Source organism: Gramella sp. MT6, from assembly GCF_019357415.1.
GTDB lineage: Bacteria > Bacteroidota > Bacteroidia > Flavobacteriales > Flavobacteriaceae > Christiangramia.
The window spans coordinates 621,272-637,266 of sequence record NZ_CP048410.1 but is presented as its reverse complement, the minus strand read 5'-3'; the positions used below and the strand labels follow the sequence as shown (position 1 = coordinate 637,266).

Annotated in this window: 15 protein-coding genes and 1 tRNA gene; 5 read left to right on the top strand and 11 right to left on the bottom strand. The window is 39.2% G+C overall.

The genetic code is table 11. The annotated features are described in order from the left end of the window. Positions 1–201: 201 nt before the first annotated feature. From G3I01_RS02870 to G3I01_RS02860, 3 genes are all read left to right on the top strand, one after another. Positions 202–837 (top strand): class I SAM-dependent methyltransferase, encoded by a 636-nt coding sequence (locus G3I01_RS02870; protein WP_219550881.1) that lies wholly within the window; start codon positions 202–204, stop codon positions 835–837. 11 nt (positions 838–848) lie between these two features. After that, a complete protein-coding gene (locus G3I01_RS02865) occupies positions 849–1,250 on the top strand; it encodes a hypothetical protein (RefSeq protein ID WP_257710687.1) in 402 nt (133 codons plus the stop codon). A 111-nt stretch (positions 1,251–1,361) separates the two neighbouring features. Further along, positions 1,362–2,567: an MFS transporter gene (locus G3I01_RS02860; RefSeq protein WP_219550879.1), complete on the top strand. Its 1,206-nt coding sequence runs from the start codon at positions 1,362–1,364 to the stop codon at positions 2,565–2,567. 1 nt (position 2,568) lies between these two features. Here G3I01_RS02860 and G3I01_RS02855 read toward each other — a convergent pair whose 3' ends face one another. Both G3I01_RS02855 and G3I01_RS02850 read right to left on the bottom strand, forming a co-directional pair. Continuing rightward, positions 2,569–4,182: a hypothetical protein gene (locus G3I01_RS02855; protein WP_219550877.1), complete on the bottom strand. Its 1,614-nt coding sequence runs from the start codon at positions 4,180–4,182 to the stop codon at positions 2,569–2,571. A 190-nt stretch (positions 4,183–4,372) separates the two neighbouring features. Further along, a tRNA-Leu gene (locus G3I01_RS02850) sits at positions 4,373–4,457 on the bottom strand. Positions 4,458–4,760: 303 nt separating this feature from the next. Between G3I01_RS02850 and G3I01_RS02845 the strand changes: the two genes are divergently transcribed. Further along, a complete protein-coding gene (locus G3I01_RS02845; protein ID WP_219550875.1) occupies positions 4,761–6,152 on the top strand; it encodes a dipeptidase in 1,392 nt (463 codons plus the stop codon). A 137-nt stretch (positions 6,153–6,289) separates the two neighbouring features. After that, entirely contained in the window at positions 6,290–8,368 is a 2,079-nt protein-coding gene (locus G3I01_RS02840; protein WP_219550872.1) for a dipeptidyl peptidase 3, read from the top strand. Positions 8,369–8,455: 87 nt separating this feature from the next. On the opposite strand, the gene G3I01_RS02835 is transcribed toward G3I01_RS02840, so the two are convergent. The 9 genes from G3I01_RS02835 to G3I01_RS02795 are packed head-to-tail and all read right to left on the bottom strand — an operon-like array spanning position 8,456 to position 15,987. After that, the gene (locus G3I01_RS02835) at positions 8,456–8,692 is read right to left on the bottom strand and encodes a VF530 family protein (protein ID WP_219550870.1); all 237 of its coding nucleotides are present in this window, start codon (positions 8,690–8,692) and stop codon (positions 8,456–8,458) included. Positions 8,693–8,721: 29 nt separating this feature from the next. Then, positions 8,722–9,300, bottom strand: coding sequence for an alkylphosphonate utilization protein (locus G3I01_RS02830; protein ID WP_219550868.1), 579 nt, complete (start codon positions 9,298–9,300; stop codon positions 8,722–8,724). Between the two features lie 58 nt (positions 9,301–9,358). Then, on the bottom strand, positions 9,359–11,068 hold the full coding sequence (locus G3I01_RS02825) for a DUF885 domain-containing protein (protein ID WP_219550866.1): 1,710 nt from the start codon (positions 11,066–11,068) through the stop codon (positions 9,359–9,361). A gap of 24 nt (positions 11,069–11,092) precedes the next feature. After that, entirely contained in the window at positions 11,093–12,097 is a 1,005-nt protein-coding gene (locus tag G3I01_RS02820; RefSeq protein WP_219550864.1) for a metal-dependent hydrolase, read from the bottom strand. After that, positions 12,098–13,876, bottom strand: coding sequence for a DNA mismatch repair protein MutS (locus G3I01_RS02815; RefSeq protein WP_219550862.1), 1,779 nt, complete (start codon positions 13,874–13,876; stop codon positions 12,098–12,100). It abuts the gene before it with no gap. Then, positions 13,876–14,235, bottom strand: coding sequence for an MmcQ/YjbR family DNA-binding protein (locus G3I01_RS02810; RefSeq protein WP_219550860.1), 360 nt, complete (start codon positions 14,233–14,235; stop codon positions 13,876–13,878). Before G3I01_RS02810 ends, G3I01_RS02815 begins: the two co-directional genes overlap by 1 nt. Before the next feature lie 36 nt (positions 14,236–14,271). After that, the gene (locus tag G3I01_RS02805; RefSeq protein WP_219550858.1) at positions 14,272–14,886 is read right to left on the bottom strand and encodes a DUF4230 domain-containing protein; all 615 of its coding nucleotides are present in this window, start codon (positions 14,884–14,886) and stop codon (positions 14,272–14,274) included. Between the two features lies 1 nt (position 14,887). Further along, positions 14,888–15,238 carry a DUF4260 domain-containing protein gene (locus G3I01_RS02800; protein WP_219550856.1) on the bottom strand — a complete coding sequence of 117 codons (351 nt, stop codon included), beginning with the start codon at positions 15,236–15,238 and terminating at the stop codon, positions 14,888–14,890. After that, complete coding sequence (locus G3I01_RS02795; protein WP_219550854.1) at positions 15,238–15,987, bottom strand: cyclase family protein; 750 nt, start codon at positions 15,985–15,987, stop codon at positions 15,238–15,240. The genes G3I01_RS02800 and G3I01_RS02795 overlap by 1 nt, the downstream gene beginning before the upstream one ends. Between the last annotated feature and the right edge of the window lie 8 nt (positions 15,988–15,995).

Genomic DNA, 15,995 nt, shown 5'->3' with positions numbered 1-15,995 from the left:
TATATAGAAGTAGGAGAAGTAGAAAATAACTGTATTCCAGTTAATATGTAGCGGGGGTATGTATGCTTACACCTAAAAAGAATAAAATTTAAAGTATAAGTCATATTTAATTCTAAAGATAGAAAATTAATTTAAATAATTGAAGTTCAGTAAAGTAAGTGTGTATTTTTATGGTAACATTTCTTTAGATTTTAAGGTGAAATGAAAGACAACAGTAGTGTAAAGTTCATTTTTGATAAGTATGCAAAAGAGTATCAGGGAAAGTATGTGAACGTGGACATCTACTCCGGAACTCTAGATCTATTATTGGAACTTATGGAAAAGGATGGTTCCCGGGTACTGGATGTGGGCTGCGGACCTGGAAATATTTCGAGATATCTTTTAAATAAAGCTCCTCTATTAAATATTCTGGGAATAGACATTTCTGAAAATATGATATCCCTCGCCAGAGAAAATAATCCTGAAGCACAATTCAGGATAATTGACTGCCGGGAATTAAGAATGCTTGAATCCAAATTTGATACGGTAGTATCAGGATTCCTAGCGCCATATCTCGATCCAGATGCACTTTCAGATTTTATCAAAGATGCCTATGAGGTCTTAGATCCTGGAGGTGTAATTTATCTAAGTACTATGGATGCCGAGAAGGCTGATCAGGGTTTTCAGGTTTCTACCTCCAGTACAAAAGAAACACTACTTACTTACTATCATGGTAAAAGTTTTCTTAGAACTCTTTTAACTAATAACCATTTTGAGATCGAAAGTATCCATTACCTGAATAATCCAAATAATGTTGACGGAATTAAAGATCTTATATTTATTGCTCGTAAACCTTAAAATAATAAGAAATGAAAATTATTCTACTGTTTTTTGCTTTGACCATAGGTTTACAATCGGTTGGTCAGAACGATCCAAAAATTTCTACAATGGATTTTGTGGAAGTGCTCAATGATAACCATGAAGAGGCGCTATATTTTTATAAGAACAATTGGAAAAAGTTAAGAGAGATAGCTCTGGAGATGAAGTATATTCATTCTTTCCAATTACTGGAGACTGAAGCAGATGAGCGCTATCCTTTCAATTTCATTCTTATTACCACTTACTCCAATAAAGAACAATTTGAAAAACGAGAAGAACATTTTTCAGAAGTTATGAAAATCAAAGGTGGCCTGGAATTATTGAATGATAAAAAACCGGATGAATTCAGAAAGACATTATTCAGTAAGGAAAAGGCTATAGAAATAGAATAGGATCTATAGCTACCTATTTTTCAAATCTGGGTCTATTGATCTGGCCGCAATCTCATTTGTATTTATACTTTTGCTAATTGTCTATTAAAGAAATTCTTTAAATCCCATCATTTGGCCGGACTTATAAAATTTTTCAGAAATAATACCAGGGAAGTAGGTTTTGGCTGGATGTTGACCTTTCTATCCAGTTTTGGACAAACTTTTCTTATTTCTATTTACGTGCCGGAGATCCTTGAAAGTTTTTCAATTTCAAATGGGCTTTTCGGAAGTATTTATGCTATTGCTACAGTAACATCTTCTGTCATCATGCTGTCTGTAGGGCATCTAGTAGATCATAAACCGGTGAGAAAGATTACAGCGGTAACCGTAGCCGGACTGGCATTTTCTTCGTTTCTTCTGGGAATATCACATTTAAGTATTGCAATTTTAATCATAGCCCTAATAGGATTACGACTTACCGGCCAGGGATTGTTGAGTCATATTAGCCTTACTGTAATGTCCAGGCATTATGAGTTGGATAGAGGCAAGGCTTTAAGTATTGCTTCCCTGGGTTATGCAATTGGTGAGGCGATCTTCCCTATTTGTATATCATCTTTGATACTCTGGTATGATTATGAAGTAGCAGCTCTCGCAAGTTCAGCTTTTCTGATTTTGTACCTGATCAGATTGTATTTTTCAGATCTAACTCATTTCGATAAAGATCTGGAACATGCTACAAAACCTTCTGCGCTTTCATTGCTCAAAGAATATAAGAACTTACTAAGGACGAAAGAATTTTTAATTCTAATGCCGGTAAGTTTTGCACTTAGCTTTACCATAACAGCTGTATTTTTCTATCAATATGTGGTAGTGGAAGATAAAGGTTGGTCTGTTTCCTTATATGCCAGTTTCTTTACCGTTTATGCTTTAACCCGGGTTATATTTTCAATTTATGGGGGTGTGCTGGTAGATAAATTTTCTGGGAAAAGAATATTCAGATTTTACCTGATCCCATTTACTCTGGGTCTAATCCCTTTCGCGTTTTTGGATAGTATTTTTGGTGCTCTGGCATTTCTTATTTTAGCAGGAATTAGCGTGGGGATGGCTGGTACAGTGAAATCTGCTGTCCTGGCTGAGGTTTATGGAACCGAAAAATTAGGAACTATCAGAAGTGTTTTTACCATGTTCATGGTATTGAGCACAGCCCTGGGACCACTCATTTTTGGAACCCTTATGGATATGGGGATCGAGTTTGAATCTATTCTCCTGTTTACTGCAATAATCCTTGGGCTTATTATTCTGAATGCTCAAAGGATCAGGAAAATTGGTGCTTCATAGTTTAATCAATAACGATAATACCTGTTAGGTAGACGATCTCTACAAGTTCGCCGTCTTCGTACTTTTCCTCTTTTATTAATCCTGTTCCAGGGGCATAATATTTTAGCTCGTATGCGCCTTCTTCGAATGGGTTCACATCCTTTGTTACCAGAACATTTTCGAAAGTGCCTATTTCAAGTTCTACAGTTCCATCCAGAGCGATTACTTCACCCCAGTCTTCAGCTTCACCTTCATAAAACTCCTGATAATAGCGCTGGCCAATTACAGGATTGCCAGGTAGCCAGTATCCAGGCAATGCTCCGTCTACTCCGGCTTCCCAGGAGCCTTCATTATCTATAAAATTTCCATCTTCATCATAATTCTTTGAGTCTTCTCCCATGTACCAGAGGTTTCCATCGTCATCCTGTGCAAGCCAGTCGTCTGTATCTTCTATAATAACACCGTCTTCAATGACATAATCCCTTTGTGTTATGGTTTCGATACCAAGGATTTCTCTGGTCTCAGTTTTTCGCTCTACAAAAATCACCTCAGAAGGTTCCTCTGGATATTCGCCGTCTTCTAATTCAAAGCCCGTATATTCATAAATATATCCCTGATCTGGACCATAATAAGGATTGGAGATATTTGTTGGATTGGAAAATTGGGCTGAGCCAAAATCGGGAAGGCTTATATTTTCTTCTTCAGAATCGCAATTAAAAAAGATATGTTCGTATTCAATATTTTCTTCACCGTCAAAATGCTCTTCGATCTCTTCACGACTTAAACTTCCGGTGATCACCATTTCCTCATCAAGGTCATAAACTCCTTTCCATGGTAAAAGAGTGATGGTATAATCTATATATTCTTCATCATCGTCATATTGAGATAGATCAGGAAGGTCAACACAAACGGGATCTGCAAAGTATTTATCGGTATCATATTCTCCATTATTGCTTTCTACCGCGCTATAAATAACATTGCCATCTATAGAAATATCTACTGAATATCTGGCAGGAAAATGCCGTCCATTCTCATCGCAATAATTAGCAAAGAAGCAGAAGTTTCGGACGATGGTAGGTTCAACATCGAAGAATACATAACCAAATTCGTTAACCTCACGATTATCGACGCAGAAAACAGGAACGTCTGGGAAAGGCTTGCTTCCGGCTCTAAGGTTGATACTCATGGGCATGGGAGCATCAGACATTGCGCCCATTGGGCTATCTGATTTTGGTGCCAGGCATAATAGGGTTCCTGCCGCATCATAAACAGCACAATGATCGAGGAAATATAGCCCTGGCGGCATAGCCATTTCCGGAATGTATTTGGTGAACATCTCGCCGGGTGCAAGGTCCAGGCGAAAAGGAATGTCTGCTGTTCCAACTACATCACGGTCACCCTGCTTCATAACGATTTCAATATAGTAAGGGGAGGCCTCGATACAATCTGGTAGTTCATTTTCCTGTTGCCTTGAGTCTGTATTGCTTTCCAAACCTAAAATATTAATATTTAAAGAAAGGTCGATTAATTCCTGGGTTTCGTTTGGTGCTGGAGGATCATTCTCATCTTTACTACAGGCTGAAAAAAATAAGGCAGATATGAATACACACACCAGCCCCGATTGGAAATTTTTCATCGTTTATTGGTTTTATAAAAAGATTGGTTGTTCCTTTTTTTCCTGGAAATCGGGGGCATTAAATTGAATTAAGCGAAAGTAGTTAAGCTTAAAATTAGAGTATAGAAATCTGAATAGGACTAGGTGAAAACCCTGATTTTTGAAAAGTATTTAAATGAAAAAAGCTTCAGATTTCTCTGAAGCTTTTTCTTGGTGCGGGCGAAAGGACTCGAACCTTCACACCTCGCGGCACTAGATCCTAAGTCTAGCGTGTCTACCAATTCCACCACGCCCGCATTTTAAGTTTCACAACACTTAGGACTCGTTGTGTCACCTGCTTAATTACCTAAGCGGGTGCAAATATAATTATACTTTTTAAATTTCAAATAGTGTTGGAAGAAAATATTGAAAAAATTTTGAGCAAAATTTTTTACCCTCCAGCTAGACGATTTTAAGATGTTGATATTCAGTAAAAAGTATTAGGAAAATTTTTTGAATAAATTTTAAAAATTATGGCAGTCTTAAGAAAAGAGGAGGCTTTAGCCCCATAGTTTTCCGAACAGTTCTTATTAACTTTACGCAAACTTGAAAAAATATAAATGGATTCAATAAAGGATTATTTAGAAAAGAATAAGGACAGGTTTATAGACGAATTAAAGGAGTTGTTGAAGATCCCTTCAATTTCAGCAGATCCCTCTTATAAAGGGGATATGTTGAAAGCAGCCGATGCGGTAAAAGCGAGACTTTTGGAAGCAGGTTGTGATCTTGCCGAGGTTTCTCCAACTCCGGGGCATCCTGTAGTATATGCTGAAAAAATTATAGATAAAGATTTACCAACCGTTCTGGTTTATGGACATTATGACGTGCAGCCGCCAGATCCATTAGATCTTTGGGATTCGCCGCCATTTGAACCGGTTATCAAAGAAACCAAGATACATCCTGAAGGAGCCATCTATGCGAGGGGATCCTGCGATGATAAGGGGCAGATGTATATGCATGTGAAGGCCATGGAATATATGACCCAGAATAATGAACTTCCCTGCAATGTGAAGTTCATGATCGAGGGTGAGGAGGAAGTTGGAAGTGAACACCTGGACTGGTGGATAAAGGAAAATAAGGATAAACTTCAAAATGATGTCATCCTCATTTCAGATACAGGGATGATCTCTAAAGATACTCCGTCTATTACCACCGGCCTTCGCGGATTATCTTATGTGGAAGTTGAAGTTACCGGGGCAAACCGTGATCTGCATTCAGGATTATATGGTGGTGCAGTAGCGAATCCTTTGAATATTTTAAGTCAAATGATCGCGGCATTAACAGATGAAAATAACCACATAACTATCCCGGGATTTTACGATAAGGTTGAAAATTTAAGCGACGAGGAAAGAAGTAAAATGGCCGAAGCTCCTTTTAGTCTGGACGAGTATAGAGAAAAGCTGGACATAAAAGAAGTCCATGGTGAAAAAGGTTATTCAACCCTGGAACGTGGTTCTATAAGACCAACTCTAGACGTGAATGGAATGTGGGGTGGATATATTGGCGAAGGAGCCAAAACCGTACTCCCTTCCAAAGCTTATGCGAAGATATCTATGCGACTTGTGCCAGACCAGGACTGGAAAGAGATCACAGAGTTATTCAAAAAGCATTTTGAAAGTATCGCTCCAGATAGTGTGAAAGTAGAAGTTAAGCCTCATCACGGAGGTTACCCGTATGTGACTCCAATTGATACCGTAGGATATCAGGCGGCGAGTGCGGCTTACGAGGAAACCTTTGGGAAAACACCAATTCCACAAAGAAGTGGAGGTAGTATTCCTATTGTTTCTTTATTCGAAAAGGAACTTGATAGTAAGATCATTCTAATGGGCTTCGGTTTAGATACCGATGCGATTCACTCACCAAATGAACATTTTGGAATATGGAACTATTTAAAGGGAATTGAAACTATTCCTTGGTTCTACAAGCATTTTACTGAATTGAGTAAAAAATAGTTTTACTTCTGGAAGCATCACTCTGAACTCGTTCCAGAGTCTGCAAAGAAGAAATTTTTTACCAATTCCGGGGAATCAGATTTTTTAAAATTTGATTCCCCGTTTTGTTATCTTAGCGCCTCAAATTTTTTAACAACATGAACAAAATATTAAGTACCTGTTTGCTTGCAACGGCGCTGACCTTTGTATCCTGCAATGAGGAAAAGAAAGATTCAGACCTGGCTCAGACAGAAAAAACTTCACAAGAAGAATTCAATTTTAAAGCTGATGAATTTGCAGATCTTAAGATACTGCGCTATCAGATCCCGGGATGGGAAAACCTAAGCTTAAAAGAGCAAAAACTTGTTTATTATTTAACTCAGGCAGGACTTGCCGGGCGTGATATTATCTGGGATCAGAACTATCGTCACAACCTGAAAATTCGTGAGGCTTTAGAGAATATTTATGCGAATTATGAAGGCGATAAATCTTCAGAAGATTGGACAGCTTTCGAAACTTATTTAAAACGTGTTTGGTTCAGTAATGGTATTCACCACCATTATTCCAATGCTAAGCTAAAGCCGGGATTCAGCAAGGAGTATTTCGATACATTATTGAAGGAAACCAATACCGATCTTACTGGTGAAGCTTACGAAGTGATCTTCAACGATAAGGATGCTAAAAAAGTAAACCTGAATGAGGCTGACGGACTTATTGAAGGATCTGCAGTAAACATGTATGGTGAAGGGATAACTGCTGCTGAGGTGGATGCATTCTACGCTAACAAGAAATCTCCAAATCCGGAAAAACCACTTGCTTATGGTATCAACACAAAGTTAGTTAAGGAAAACGGGAAACTGGTAGAGAAAGTTTATAAAAGCGGCGGACTTTATGGTGAAGCTATTGATGAGATCGTAAACTGGTTGGAGAAAGCTAAAGGCATTGCTGAAAATGAAAAACAGGCAAATGCTTTAGGTCTTTTGATAGAATATTATAAGACCGGAGATCTTCAAACCTGGGACGATTATAACGTGGCCTGGGTAGAAGCTACCGAAGGGAATATTGATTATATCAACTCATTTATTGAAGTTTATAATGATCCAAAAGGATATACCGGTTCTTACGAAAGCATTATCCAGATCAAGGATTTTGATATGTCTGAGAAGATGAGCGTAGTAGAAAAGAACGTTCAGTGGTTCGAGGATAACTCACCAATTATGGATGAGCATAAGAAGGATTCTGTTGTAGGTGTAACTTATAAGACGGTGATCGTTGCTGGTGAAGCTGGTGATGCATCTCCAAGTACTCCAATTGGAGTGAACTTGCCAAATTCTAGCTGGATCAGAAAAACTCACGGTAGTAAGTCTGTTTCCCTTGGGAATATTATTCATGCCTATGAAAGTGCAGGCGGAACAGATAAGCTTAAGGAATTTGCACATGATGAAGAGGAGATCGCTCTTTCTGAAAAATATGGCAACCAGGCAGACAAATTGCATACTGCGCTTCATGAGGTAGTTGGTCATGCTTCCGGACAAATGAATCCCGGAGTTGGTGAAACTAAAGAAACATTGAAGAGCTATGCTTCTACTTTAGAAGAAGGTCGTGCAGATCTTGTGGGACTTTATTACCTGATGGATCCTAAACTTCAGGAGCTTGGCCTTACAGATAATGCTGAAGAGCTTGGAAAAGCCGCTTATAACGATTATATCCGTAACGGACTGGTAACTCAGTTGGTGAGACTGGAGCTTGGAGAAGATGTTGAAGAAGCTCATATGAGAAACCGCCAGTGGGTGAGTGCCTGGGTTTTCGAAAAGGGTAAAGAAGAAGGTGTGATCGAAAAAGTTGAAAAAGACGGAAAGACATATTACGACATTAAAGATTACGCGAAACTTCGTGAGCTTTTTGGTGAGTTATTGAAAGAAACTCAGAGAATTAAATCTGAAGGTGATTACGAAGCCGCCAAAAACCTTGTAGAGAACTACGGAGTAAAAGTAGATCAGGATCTTCATAAAGAGGTGCTTGATAGAAACGCGAAATTCAAGTCGGCTCCATACAGCGGATTCATCAATCCTGTATTGGTTCCTGAAATGGATGAGAATGGAGAGATCACGGCAATCAAAGTGACTCAACCGGAATCCTTTGAAAAGCAGATGATGGATTACTCTAAAAACCATAGCTTCTTAACTGAAAAGAAAGAAGCTAAAAAAGAAGAAGCTGTTGAGGCAGCTGAAATGTAATATTTCATTCTTCTGAAATTATAAAGCCCGGCATTTGCCGGGCTTTTTGTTTTTAGATGGTTGCAAAAGAAATTTCAGAATCCTACATTATTTGAAATCTGTTTTCAAATAAAGCCTTTCCACTTTCTCTCTGGCCCAGGGTGTTCTTCTTAAGAATTTCAGGCTGGATTTTATCGTAGGATTACTTTTAAAGCAATTGATATTGATGCGATCGGCAAGGCCATCCCAACCGTAATGGGCATGCAGCTTTTCCATGATGGTAGCCAGCTTTACTCCATGAAGCGGATTGTTCGGTTGCTCGTTCTTATTAATATTTTCGCTCATTTTTATCCATTTTCAATTCTCAATCGAAACTATACTTTTTTGACAAATTTTGTAAGGATCACGATCTGCTGACCTTCAACTTTTCCTTCGATTTGCTCTGCATTATCATGAACCAGGGAAACTCTTCTTACGGCGGTTCCTCTTTTTGCGGTTAAACTTGAACCTTTAACGTTGAGGTCTTTGGTTAGAACAACGGTATCTCCGGCTTCTATTATCGCTCCGTTACTGTCTTTATGTAAAATGAAATTTTCAGCCTTTTCTTCCTGAATACCAGCTTTTGCCCATTCCTTTACCCCATCTTCCATATACATCATATCCAGAAGGTCTTGCGGCCATCCTTCAGATTTCAATCTGTTAAGCATTCTCCAGGCCATCACCTGGACTGCCGGAATCGTGCTCCACATAGAGTCATTTAAACAACGCCAGTGGTTAGCCTCTGTTTTTTCAGGATCTTCGATCTGTTCTTTACAGGTTTCGCAAATAAGAATACTGCTTTCCAATCCTTCTTCAGGTGAATCCGGAACTTCAAATACGTGTAGATTATCTTTGTTGCTGCACAATTCACAGGTAGAATCACTGCGTTCTTTAAGGCTTTCTTCAATGGTCATTATAACTGAATTTGGCTGCAAAGATAGTTTAAACTCAGGCTACGACTCTTATAAACATCTAAGAATTGGATTTGATATACTCCATCACCCTTTTCTCGAGAATTGGTAAGGTCACTACCCCTTCTTCCAGGATGACCTCATGAAATTTCCTGATATCGAAATCAGCTCCTAAAGCTTCTTCCGCTTTCTTTCGCAATTCACGGATCTTTAATTCTCCGATCTTGTATGAAACAGCCTGTCCCGGCCAGGAAATATAACGGTCTACTTCGGTATTGATCTCGTGAATGGTAAGCGCGGTGTTCTTTTTCATAAAATCTACAGCCTGGTCTCTCGTCCAGCCTTTTGCATGGATCCCGGTATCTACGACCAGTCGGCAGGCACGCCATTGTTCGTAAGTAAGCTTTCCGAAGATCTCATAAGGATTGCGGTATATTCCCATTTCTTCCGCCAGAAATTCAGAATATAATCCCCAGCCTTCACCAAAAGCGGAGATATAAAATCTCCTTCTGAATTCAGGGATTTCATCTCCTAATTCATTGTTTAAAGAGATCTGCAGATGATGTCCCGGCACGGCTTCGTGGGCCGTTAATGAGGGTAAAACATATTTTGGTCGGCTTGGGAGATCGTAAGTGTTTACCCAGTAATATCCCGGCTGAGTTTCATTCGACGCTCCAATATATCTTCCGGTGGTATACTTCGGAGCTATCGCGGCAGGAACTTCTGCGACTCCGTATGGTTTTCTTGGTAGTTTGGTGAAATATGCCGGCAACTTCGCATCGATACGTTTGGCGATATCCCTGGCGAACATTAGTAATTCCTCAGGGGTCTCAGCATAGAATTGTTCATCTGTTCGCAAGAAGTCAAAGAATTCAGAAAAACTACCTTCAAAACCGGTTTCGGCCATTACCTTTTTCATTTCGGTATTGATCCTTTTAACCTCGTCTAGTCCAATATTATGAACTTCATCGGCACTAAGGTCTAAAGTGGTGTAATACTCCAGCAGGTAATCATAATATTCTGCTCCGTTCGGGATTTCGGAAACTCCTAAGGCAGTTCTGGTTTCTGGGAAATATTCGGTTTCAAAGAATTTTTTGATACGCTCGAATTCAGGAATAACATTATTCGAGATCGCTTGTTCAGCAGCGTTTAAAACTGAATCTTTTTGCTTTTCAGATAAAGTTGCAGGAAGGTTTTCAAAAGGTTGATAGAAATAACTTTCCTTATAATTATCTACGATCTGAGAATCATAAGTATTCTCGTAACCTTCGAAAATTACCAGTGGTTGAGTGATCCCTTCTTTTAAACCTTCACGCAATAATTTAAAATGCTGATCTACATATTCGGGAATCGCATTTAGTTTATTCAGATAGGCTCTAACCTGCGCATAATTGTTCAGATCACGAATTTGATAATTCAGGCTAAGGTGAAATCCGGAATCAGATAAAAGCGGATTGAGATAAGCTTTGAATTCATAAGTTTTCACGGTATTCTTCAAGTCATATTTCAGAAGATCAGCAGATATTTTTTGAGATTCAGAAAGTTCAGAATAATCCAGTTTTTTTATGTCTTTCAGCAGTTTTTCAGCAAATTCAGCTTCCTTTTTGTAATGTTCTTTAGTGTAAAGTCCGAGTGGATAATCTGAACCTTTATAAGGTTTGTGGTCCTGAAATTTCTTTATTACGGTTTCCAGGGCTAAAGAATCTTTTTGAGCGTAAACCGAAGCGGAAAAAAATATAAGAATGGCCAGAAGTGCCGGGAGCAATCGCATAAACAGAATTTTCCCTAAATATAATTAATTACCCAGAATGCGCGCCCAAAGTCTCGGCAGAAGCTTTTTGGCATCGGTCATTTCCTTTTCAGTTTCAGTAGCGGTTAGTTCGCCGTGCTCCCTGGCTAATTTATAACTGAAAATAAATTCGGAATCAGGATCTTCGATATCCATATTCCCGAATCTGAGGTCATTGAAATAGAGATCTCCGTTCTTTTCTGAAAATGTATACCAGCCATCACTTATCTGGATCAATCTGTTCAGGTTGGGATCATCAGCCAGCTCGCCGGCCAGATCATAGTTTTTGGGGACGGTATAGAAATCTATTGGCTGAGTGTCAAAAACAGAATAATTCCCAATAAGAAAGGATTCATTTGTTTCGATATTGGCAGTCCATAATATAGAATTTAAAGGAGTTGGCCTGGTGTCCATTCTTTCATAAGTGATATTTTGCTCTTCCAGGGCAGCTTCAAATTTCTGAAATGTATAGAATTTTAATGCCGGAGTGATCACTAACAAATAAATACTGCTCACAATAAGCCCAAGCCGGTTATATTTTCTTCTTTTAGGGTCTGTCCGGTTAAACCTCATGGCCATGATAAGAAAGAACAGAAACGGCAGGGTGTAAAGCGGATCTATTACAAAGATATTCTTGTAGGCAAGTCTCAGATCGAAAGGCCAGAAAAGCTGGGTACCCCAGGTAGTATGCGCATCGAGTAAGGGATGCGTGAACAAGCCCCAGAACATTAACCATGACCAGTTCTTCCAGGTAGCTTCAGAACTCGATTCGATCTTTGAGATGATCCAACCAAAAATAGGGGCAAAGAGGATCGCGAAAACTATAGAATGGGAAAAACCACGATGAATTTCAATAGCTGTGATGGTATCAAAAAAATTGCCAACCAGCGTGTCGAGATCTGGAATGGTTCCGGCAATCGCTCCGTAGAGGATAGCTTTTTTACCGACTTTCTTACCAAGCACTGCTTCTCCAACAGCTGCTCCTAAAACGATCTGGGTTACTGAATCCATTTATTCTTCCACGATTTTCATTTTCCGAAGTAAAAATGAGGCATTCATATTCTTACATACACCATTTTTTAAATGATAGTCGAAATGCAGTTCATTATTCACAATTTCAGCATCGAAATAGTAATTTTCTACCTGCTCTAATTCCTGACTTATCTCACATAAGCTCAGATCATGCGTCGCAATGATCCCTGTGGAATTAGTGTCTACCAGGCGCTGCACAAATTTCCTTGACCCTATCGCTTTGTCGGTACTGTTGGTTCCCTTCAGGATCTCATCCAGAATGATAAAATAATCTTCGGTCTGTATCTTATCCACTATAAATTTCAGCCTTTTTAATTCTGAAAAGAAATAAGACTCATCATCTCCCAGGGAATCGCTGGTACGCATGCTGGTGATAAGTTTGGTAGGAGCATAGCTGCAGGATTCCGCACAAACCGGAAGACCGATATTTGCCATCACGATCTGCAGCGCGACCGTACGTAAGAATGTACTTTTCCCGGCCATATTCGCACCGGTAATAATAAAGAACTGTTCGCCATCGATCCTGAAATCATTATTGACACGCTTTTGTGGATGTAATAATGGATGACCTAAATTTTTAGCGGTAGTCCCTAGGCCTTTTTTCAGAATTTCAGGAAAATGATATGACTCATGATTAAAGCTGAAATTCCCCAGGCTGTTATAAGCATCTGTTCTTTCCACGGCTTCAAACCAATGTTCCACGGCGGTATGATGATGCTGAATCCATTTTTCTAGTCGATAGCATTGCCTAAGATCCCAGAGAAAGAATCCGTTAGCGAAGATCCCGAAAAGGAAATTGTTTCGTTGATCCAGCGCATCTATTGCCCGGGAAAATTCCTTTAAAATGACGGAAGCTTTTTTTGATTCTGATGTAATGGAATTCTTTACTTCTTTCATTAATCCTGATTCGAATTCTTCAGTCTCCAGAAATGCCAGTAACTGGTGATATTGCTGAAAAGTATCTTGCACCTTGCTTACAGTTCCAGACAGGTCATTGATCTTTTTCAGGAAAACTCCGGTTATAAGTACTCCGATGATAAACCATAATAGCACCTGGGAGCCGCCAATGATATCAAAATAGAATAGCGCCAAAACAGCAATTGATAATACTGAAAATACCGCAGGAAACCATTTCATGTATTTCGGCACGAAACTCTTGTAATTACGAATCCAGTTAAGGATGAATTTAGAATCGGTTTCGGTTTTAACCAAAGTCGCGGTAGCAGAATAGTTCTGTCTCCAGTCGGCTTTGGAAGACAGTTCCTTTATTGCTTCCTGTTTCTTTAGAATATCCTCGGTTTTATTCGCTAGTAAAATTTTAGCGAGCCTGGCTTTTCCTTCTTTTAAAGCGGTTCTATTAAGAAACTGGAAGAAAGATTTTCTGCCGAAAAGATCAATGTCCCGGGCATACTCGTGATCTTCGGGTTCAAACTTCTTTCCGTCAGGCAGGTCTGAGAAATCTCGTGTTTTAAGGATCCTAAGTTCCAGTTGATTGATATCGATTAAAGCCGCTAACTTGTCCCGTTCTTTTTTAAGATCTGTATGCCTGGAAATTAAGAGTATGAAAACAGCTATAAGTACAATTGCCAGTGGTAACAGGATAGTAATATTTCCGAAGAAAAAATAAATTGAGGCGCAGATCGCCAGAAAGACTACTAACCTTAAGGTGCTTGAAAAAGCTAATTTTCTGGAGATCTGTTTTTTTAATTCGGAGTATTTCGCCTGTCGCGAGGAGTAAAATTCTTCAGCTTTTGTCATTATAAATCTTCAAGTTCCTTTTTCAGCTTTGCGGTGAGTCCGTTAACTACAAGTTCGTAAGAATGGTCGATCAATTCAAATATCAGTTTTGGATTTAATCTTCCGTCCAGAACAAGTGTATTCCAGTGTTGCTTATTCATATGATAGCCCGGCAGAATATTGTCTTCATATTCTTCCCGAAGCTCGATGGCCCGGTCAGGATCACATTTCAAATTCGCCCTAGGCGGCACCTCGTCCAGAGAAACGATAGAGAACATCTTGCCCATTACCTTTAAAACGAGATTATCCGGACCAAAGGGAAGACCTTCGGTAACTCCTTTTTTTGCAAGGCAATAATCTCTGAATGTATCGATGTTCATGCGCCCCTTCCCGGCCTTCCCCAAAGGGAAGGAATTTTAATTTTCTAAACTTTTATTTTCGGTATTTTCAATGGTCAGTGCCGTATAATCTAACTTCCAGCCAATGGTTTCCACGATCTTTTCCATTAGAAGAATAGTGTCCAAAGCTTCAGATTTCGCTTTATCCAGTAGTCCGCTTTGAGGGATCTTATCTACAATGGTCTTTTTCGCATCACGGTTTATATCGGTTAGATCTGAAGTCGTAAACGGATTTGCCCAGCCTTCACGTTTGTCGTAATATTTAAAATCTGTTTCAATAGTTAACAGTTCCGGCTGCGGAAAATTGGTAAGGATGATCTTTTTATTCTCATTGTCGCTATCCATCCTGATCTTACTCAGGTCGAAACCTACATGCGCTTTGGCAGTTACCAGGACAATGGCTTTCTTCTTTCCGAGGATAAGACTAAGATATTTTTCTTTCAGATTTTCATAATGATAGATCTCAGAAAAATCACCTTCCACGGTAATAAATTTGCAAACACTTTTGATCTTATCCATTAAAACAACTGATTGTTCGCTGGTCTTCGATCTCGAGCGTTCCTTATTAAAAGCTGCAAAAATGAAGTAAGCTGCCACGGCACCCACGGCCAATCCTATAAAGAGTAATTCCATATTATTTTCCTATTTCTCCCAGATGTGTAAATTTAAAGCCTTTTTCGAACTTTAATCCGTATCCAAGCAAGCGGTCAAAGCTGGAATGCGCGAACAAAATAATTCCGGCAATTTCCAGTTCCTGCAATTTAAGATAATATCCAGTTAAGCCAATAACAATCGCAAGGCCTTTATGGTGAAAGATATTATAGAAAAAAGCGCCCCATTTGTTATTAATAAGATAGCCCAGCATTCCAAGGTCTGGCACAAAGAACAGACCAATGAACCACCACCAGCTAAGGTCCTGAAGGCTAAATAACCAGATTCCCAGAAGGAGCATGGCAAGTTCTTCCAGTTTTAAGGTAGTTTTCATCACTCAATAATTTTATACAATACTGGCTTGCAGGGAGCGGCATCATTTTCAAAAGAAGCGGGTTGAAGATTCAGGAAATAATCTCCATCTTCAATCTTATTCGGGACATAGATCAATTCTGTAATTGTAGCATCAAACCTGGTGTTCTTTGGATAATCCCAGAAGGCTTTATGAGCCAGTAATTTTCCTTCATCTTTTTCCCTATCGACTGAAGGCTGATCGGTCAACAAATGTTTAATGCCTAATTCACGAATATAGATCATGGCATTTTCCTCAATATACGGCCAGTTGGTATGCGAATGATTTTTGGAGATCTTCCCGATATAATTTGGAAGTGTTCGCAACACAAGCGCTTCAGCATTGAAATCTTTCATTTTCTTTTGTAGCTGTTCTTTAGTGAAAACGAAGTCGTCACCTTTTTTCTGAGGTTCAATGGAAATAAGTTCAGCTTTGAAAAAGAAGGTTTTCAGATGCTGCTGAATAGTATGTGTTTCGCTGCTGATGTGGCCCACACATTCGGTATGCGTAGCATGGGCATGCGGATTAAACCAGATATTATTGAAATTCACGGAAGACCCTTTGCTCACTTTCCCGATAAAATCACCATCAACCACGGGTTCAATCTTCGGGTGCTTTAAATACCAGGCCATTGGGTTCTTATTATCCCCGCGAAGACTGATAGAAATATCCAGTGGATGAGAGAAATCTATTTTATATGAATTGCCAAGATGGCTTATGTTCGCTAACATATTGTTTA

Excerpts from the sequence above, each read along its gene's own strand:
- G3I01_RS02845 (WP_219550875.1), top strand. The coding sequence starts at position 4,761 with ATGGATTCAATAAAGGATTATTTAGAAAAGAATAAGGACAGGTTTATA.
- G3I01_RS02835 (WP_219550870.1), bottom strand. The coding sequence starts at position 8,692 with ATGAGCGAAAATATTAATAAGAACGAGCAACCGAACAATCCGCTTCAT.
- G3I01_RS02830 (WP_219550868.1), bottom strand. The coding sequence starts at position 9,300 with ATGACCATTGAAGAAAGCCTTAAAGAACGCAGTGATTCTACCTGTGAA.
- G3I01_RS02805 (WP_219550858.1), bottom strand. The coding sequence starts at position 14,886 with ATGGAATTACTCTTTATAGGATTGGCCGTGGGTGCCGTGGCAGCTTAC.
- G3I01_RS02855 (WP_219550877.1), bottom strand. The coding sequence starts at position 4,182 with ATGAAAAATTTCCAATCGGGGCTGGTGTGTGTATTCATATCTGCCTTA.
- G3I01_RS02825 (WP_219550866.1), bottom strand. The coding sequence starts at position 11,068 with ATGCGATTGCTCCCGGCACTTCTGGCCATTCTTATATTTTTTTCCGCT.
- G3I01_RS02840 (WP_219550872.1), top strand. The coding sequence starts at position 6,290 with ATGAACAAAATATTAAGTACCTGTTTGCTTGCAACGGCGCTGACCTTT.
- G3I01_RS02800 (WP_219550856.1), bottom strand. The coding sequence starts at position 15,238 with ATGAAAACTACCTTAAAACTGGAAGAACTTGCCATGCTCCTTCTGGGA.
- G3I01_RS02795 (WP_219550854.1), bottom strand. The coding sequence starts at position 15,987 with ATGTTAGCGAACATAAGCCATCTTGGCAATTCATATAAAATAGATTTC.
- G3I01_RS02810 (WP_219550860.1), bottom strand. The coding sequence starts at position 14,235 with ATGAACATCGATACATTCAGAGATTATTGCCTTGCAAAAAAAGGAGTT.
- G3I01_RS02820 (WP_219550864.1), bottom strand. The coding sequence starts at position 12,097 with ATGGATTCAGTAACCCAGATCGTTTTAGGAGCAGCTGTTGGAGAAGCA.
- G3I01_RS02865 (WP_257710687.1), top strand. The coding sequence starts at position 849 with ATGAAAATTATTCTACTGTTTTTTGCTTTGACCATAGGTTTACAATCG.
- G3I01_RS02815 (WP_219550862.1), bottom strand. The coding sequence starts at position 13,876 with ATGACAAAAGCTGAAGAATTTTACTCCTCGCGACAGGCGAAATACTCC.
- G3I01_RS02870 (WP_219550881.1), top strand. The coding sequence starts at position 202 with ATGAAAGACAACAGTAGTGTAAAGTTCATTTTTGATAAGTATGCAAAA.